The organism is Syntrophomonas sp. (genome assembly GCF_028707975.1).
Lineage (GTDB): Bacteria > Bacillota > Syntrophomonadia > Syntrophomonadales > Syntrophomonadaceae > Syntrophomonas.
The window spans coordinates 1-4,786 of the sequence record NZ_JAQVZX010000119.1 but is presented as its reverse complement, the minus strand read 5'-3'; the positions used below and the strand labels follow the sequence as shown (position 1 = coordinate 4,786).

At 43.4% G+C, this 4,786-nt stretch carries 5 protein-coding genes; all 5 read right to left on the bottom strand.

Features of this window, described 5'->3' with window-relative positions; all coding sequences use genetic code 11:
- Nucleotides 1–424 precede the first annotated feature (424 nt).
- Nucleotides 425–991, bottom strand: coding sequence for a BofC C-terminal domain-containing protein (locus PHP87_RS10710; protein ID WP_299921205.1), 567 nt, complete (start codon nucleotides 989–991; stop codon nucleotides 425–427).
- A 158-nt stretch (nucleotides 992–1,149) separates the two neighbouring features.
- The gene (locus tag PHP87_RS10705) at nucleotides 1,150–1,908 is read right to left on the bottom strand and encodes a YebC/PmpR family DNA-binding transcriptional regulator (protein WP_299921203.1); all 759 of its coding nucleotides are present in this window, start codon (nucleotides 1,906–1,908) and stop codon (nucleotides 1,150–1,152) included.
- A 90-nt stretch (nucleotides 1,909–1,998) separates the two neighbouring features.
- Nucleotides 1,999–2,667: an isoprenylcysteine carboxylmethyltransferase family protein gene (locus PHP87_RS10700; RefSeq protein ID WP_299921201.1), complete on the bottom strand. Its 669-nt coding sequence runs from the start codon at nucleotides 2,665–2,667 to the stop codon at nucleotides 1,999–2,001.
- A 287-nt stretch (nucleotides 2,668–2,954) separates the two neighbouring features.
- Nucleotides 2,955–3,704, bottom strand: a complete 750-nt coding sequence (nadE, locus tag PHP87_RS10695) for an NAD(+) synthase (protein WP_011640843.1) — start codon at nucleotides 3,702–3,704, stop codon at nucleotides 2,955–2,957.
- A gap of 17 nt (nucleotides 3,705–3,721) precedes the next feature.
- Nucleotides 3,722–4,639: a cysteine synthase A gene (cysK, locus tag PHP87_RS10690; protein ID WP_011640844.1), complete on the bottom strand. Its 918-nt coding sequence runs from the start codon at nucleotides 4,637–4,639 to the stop codon at nucleotides 3,722–3,724.
- Between the last annotated feature and the right edge of the window lie 147 nt (nucleotides 4,640–4,786).

The following is a 4,786-nucleotide window of genomic DNA, read 5'->3' as shown; positions in this document are numbered from 1 at the left end:
TAAAAAAGAAGATAGGACTCTTTTCACTGTCCTATCTTCCAGGAAAATTAAAACCTGATTTTAAATTAACCCCCCATGGGTATAAGGACCCTACTCCTAACTTCATTTACTAATTCTTATTTGATGTCACTGCAAAAAGCTATAGATATGCATTGTCTTGCATAAATATACCGCTCGCAGTCTTCGCATGGGCAACACCTGCGGCTTGTCTCGCGGCTCAAGGGGTACCGCGCTAATCTCCCATCCTGGTCGGTAGCGCTCTCGCGACGTCCTGTCGCTCGCCCCCTTTCGCCTGCTCGCCTTCGCCGGGTGTTGCATCCATGCTTCACCAACGCTCGCTTTGTATATTTATACAACCCTTATGCAACAAGAAGGGTTTTTGCAGTAGAGTCTTTATTTAAAACTGCGGAGCGGTTTCAGCACACTAATACTCGTCCAGGTTCTCCAGGGCGTCATTAAGCAGTTCTTCATTATTAAACTCATACTTGCCTTCCCTTATTGCGCTTTGAATCTCTGCAGGCAAAGTCTCCATGCTAATAGATGTCACTCTCAATAGTACTTCATTATCTTCATCCGGTCCCTGATAAACGGCAACTTTACCCTGATATTCCTTGAGCAGATACTTCTCCTTATCCAGCGGACACCAATCATCAATTATCTGATGGATACAGAGGGTGTCGTTTTGCAGGCTAAGCGTAAAACCATTTTGCGGTGAATAAATCCGCCTTATTTCTGACAAGCTCTTGCCCAGCAACTGCTCTTTGGGTTCGAACTCGGAAATTACCACATGCTGGCAACGCTTGTATTCCTTCTCCATCACCACCTGGCTCTTTTCATTTATCCGCTGCTCCTCAATCTGGCTTTTATCATCTATTCCCAACACTGGTTTCTGCCTGACTTCCAAAACCTTATGGCTGCCAATAAAATAACCGCTCAGAAAAACCATTATTAATATGCTCAGCAGAGTGATTCCGGTAAAAGTTCTTTTCATTGCCATCACCTCTGCAGCTTATGTTTTCCATTTTTTCTCTTTTTTATACAAAACGAAAGCGGGAAGTTTCCCGCTTTCGTAGGCTTTTTATCTTAATTATAGTAAAAAATAGAGTTTGAAGTATGAAGGACAAAGTTGTCATCAACCCCGTCGCCGTGTCAATCGAGTGCTGCAATTATTTCATCAGGAATAGACATATTGGTGTAGACATTTTGTACATCATCATGATCTTCCAGAAGTTCAATAAGTTTTATGATTTTCCCCGCCAGGTCAACATCAGTGATATCAACCGTATTTTCCGGCAGCATTATTATGTCAGCCTCATCTATGGGAAGCTTCTCCTCTTCCATCGCTTCCTTTACCAGCATAAAGCTTTCTGGTAAAGTCAGGACTTCATATTCCTCGTCTTCCTCCCTGACATCCTCAGCACCTGCATCCAATACCTTTAGCATAAATTCTTCTTCATCAATGTCCAGCTTATCCTTTTTTACGCTAATTAAGCCTACTCTTTTAAACATCCAGGCTACACAACCACTCTCACCAAGATTTCCGTTGTTTTTCGAAAAAAAATGCCTAATTTCCGAAGCAGTTCGGTTGCGATTATCGGTAGCAATTTCCAACATTACCGCTATTCCCCCGGGGGCATAGCCTTCATATATTATTTCCTCGATGGTCTCGCTGTCAATTTCCCCTGTACCTTTCTTAACCGCACGATTAATGTTCTCATTAGGCATATTTATAGCCTTGGCCTTTTGAATAGCTAACTTTAATTTGGAATTGGCTTCAGGATCTCCGCTACCACCAGTACGCACTGCAATAGTAATTTCTTTGGCTATCTTGGTAAACTCTTTTCCTCTTTTTTCATCCGAGCGGGCTTTTTTATGCTTGATATTAGCCCATTTGGAGTGTCCTGCCATTATCTTTTCCCCCCTATTGGTCTAATCCCCCTTCTACAAATCTGCTTAATAAGCTTCTCGATTGCTTAAACAAAGGGGGCATCTGTTTATTTACCATATTCCTGGAATTATCCTACTGCTTTGTTCCATATATTGCTTATATTCTTCACCAAAATGCTCCAGGAGGAATTCTTCCTCTATATTAATACGATAGACTATGGCCGGAATAACTGCAAGCACGGTTAATAAAAGGGCCGCTCCAGAATTGAAGATGCAAGAGAGGGATAAAACACTAAGCAAGGCGCTGAGGTAAAAGGGGTGCCTGATTTTTCGGTATGGTCCCTCTTTAACCAGGCTATGTTCTTCATAAAGTGCAACCCGGGGATTATAATACGAACCCAAATGAATAATGGCCTGGTAGCGGACTGCTATATATATTAAAAAAAGGATAAATCCCAATATCGTTATTTCCGGTTCCAATAAAGTAACTCTGGTATATTTAAACTCCAGAAAATCAAGCAAGGCAACGAATAAAACCAGCATGGAAGAAAGCTGCAGATAAAGATAGGATCTCTGATCATCGTCTTCCACCACCAGGGTTTGTGGTTCCCGGTATATAATGGTTTCAATTATCGCCCAGGTAAAAAAAAGGGCAAAAAAGCCCATTACGACCCAAAAGTCAAAGGAAGGCAATCGCTGGCTGGCGATGTATCCAATGTAGGAAAATACCGCCAGGAAAATTAGCATACGAATAGCTACTTGCCGCTTGCGAGGACTCAAATCTTTATACCTCCTGCTCTTTTGAAACTAACATCCCATGTCCCAAGGGGCACAAGCACCTATGAAAAATGAGTTTAAGCATCGGAAGAAACTGCGGAGCAGTTTCAACACACCGCTGCAACAAGGCGGGGGATTAGAACCCACCACCTGTTTGGTTAATAGGAACCGAACGCATTAAGAAGCGGGGGAGATATTTTACCTCGTTATAATCGCTTGTTATATAGTAAGATGGGGTAGGAAATAACCCCTCCCCCTTCTGACGACCGACGACCAATAATGATATATTCCTAATTTCTAAGTTCAGGAGGGATCATAGCCACCGGGGGCATCTTGCGCTTGTGCTGGCTGCCAGCCATCATACCCTCGATTTTGTTAATAACTTCCGGGCTTCCATCACCGCTTGCCAGATAATTATCCAGTTCTTCGTAGGTTAAGCCCATTTCCCCTTCATCCGTCTGTCCTGACCATAAGCCACCAGAGGGCGGTTTATTAACTATGGTTTCTGGCACACCCAAAAACTGTGCCAGTTCGTATACTTCCCGTTTTAATAAATCCCCTAACAACTGGAGGTCAACCCCAGCGTCTCCGTACTTGGTTGAATAGCCTACGCAAAGTTCGCTTTTGTTACTGGTACCCAAAACCAGGTAGTTTCTGGCCTGAGCCGAATAATAGAGGGCCATCATTCTGAGCCTCGACTTTATATTACCCCGTAGTAATTTGCCCTTTAAACCTTCACACTTGAGATAGGATTCAAACTGGGTGGATAACAAATGGTAAGCATTATCTAAATCGATAATTCTATAAGGAATATTAAACTTTTCCACTAAAGCTTGACTATCCATGCGATCAACAACATCACTTTCACAGGGTAACAACAGAGTCATACAATTCTCAGGAAATGCTTTCTTGGCAATAATAGCCGCAACTGCCGAATCAACTCCCCCACTCACCCCTAAAACAATTCCCAGGGCACCTGCCTCTTTTACTTTTTGTCGAGACCATTCCATTAAGTAATTAACTACGGCTTCGGGATTCATTCTCCCCAACTCCCCCTCTAATCAAACAATTCGGTTGACATATATTTCTCTGCTCCATCAGGTGCAATAGCCAGAATTTTTTGGCTTGGATCCATATCCCGGACCAGGTTCAAGGCTGCAAATACCGCCGCACCTGATGATATTCCCAGTAGCAAAGCTTCCTTTTTAGCCATCTGCCGACAGGTTTCGATGGCATCTTCATCACTAACGGGAATTATCTGGTCAACCATTTCAATATTCAACACGGGCGGAATAAATCCTGCCCCAATTCCTTGGATTTTGTGAACTCCAGCCGTATTTCCACTTAAAACTGCTGATTTTGCCGGTTCAACCGCAACGATTTTTATCTTGGGTAATGATGATTTCAAGGCCTTGCCGGTTCCACTCAGGGTTCCCCCGCTACCTACTCCACAAATAAAGATATCCAGTTTATGCTCCATTTGCCGCAATATTTCCTGAGCGGTTGTTATTTCATGACTTTCTGCATTATCCTGGTTTTCAAATTGTTGTACCAAAAAATAGCGGGAATCGCTTGTAGCCAGTTCCCGGGCTCGCCCCACTGCTCCCGGCATACCTTCTTCTGCTGGGGTTAACAGGAGTTGTGCTCCGTAAGCCCTTAAAATCTTTTTTCTCTCATCACTCATGTTCTCCGGCATTACAATCAGAATCGGGTATCCTTTGATGGAGGCAGCCATGGCCAGTCCAATGCCGGTATTACCGCTGGTGGCTTCCAATATTATTGAATCTTTTTTTAATAAGCCCCGGGCTTCAGCCTTTTCAATCATATAAAGACCAGGCCGGTCTTTAATACTTCCCCCGGGGTTGAATCCCTCTAGCTTGACATAAACCTCGGCCTGACCAGCACCAAGCATCCTGTTCAGTTTGATTACCGGAGTCTCCCCAATCAGTTCCAGCACATTATTTACTACCTTCATTTTTATAATCATTCCTTTCGCTACGCTCAAGGTACAAAACACCATGAAAGAGTTTCTTTCAAACTTCTACCTCCTCTTTAGCGGAACTATCTCAATCTTTCCCCAGGCGGCCATGCTGTCGCCCTGTATTAGCAATACTCCACTTAC

Bases quoted from the DNA above. Each gene is read 5' to 3' on its own strand.
- PHP87_RS10710 (WP_299921205.1), bottom strand. From the start codon at position 991: ATGAAAAGAACTTTTACCGGAATCACTCTGCTGAGCATATTAATAATG.
- PHP87_RS10705 (WP_299921203.1), bottom strand. From the start codon at position 1,908: ATGGCAGGACACTCCAAATGGGCTAATATCAAGCATAAAAAAGCCCGC.
- nadE (WP_011640843.1), bottom strand. From the start codon at position 3,704: ATGAATCCCGAAGCCGTAGTTAATTACTTAATGGAATGGTCTCGACAA.
- cysK (WP_011640844.1), bottom strand. From the start codon at position 4,639: ATGAAGGTAGTAAATAATGTGCTGGAACTGATTGGGGAGACTCCGGTA.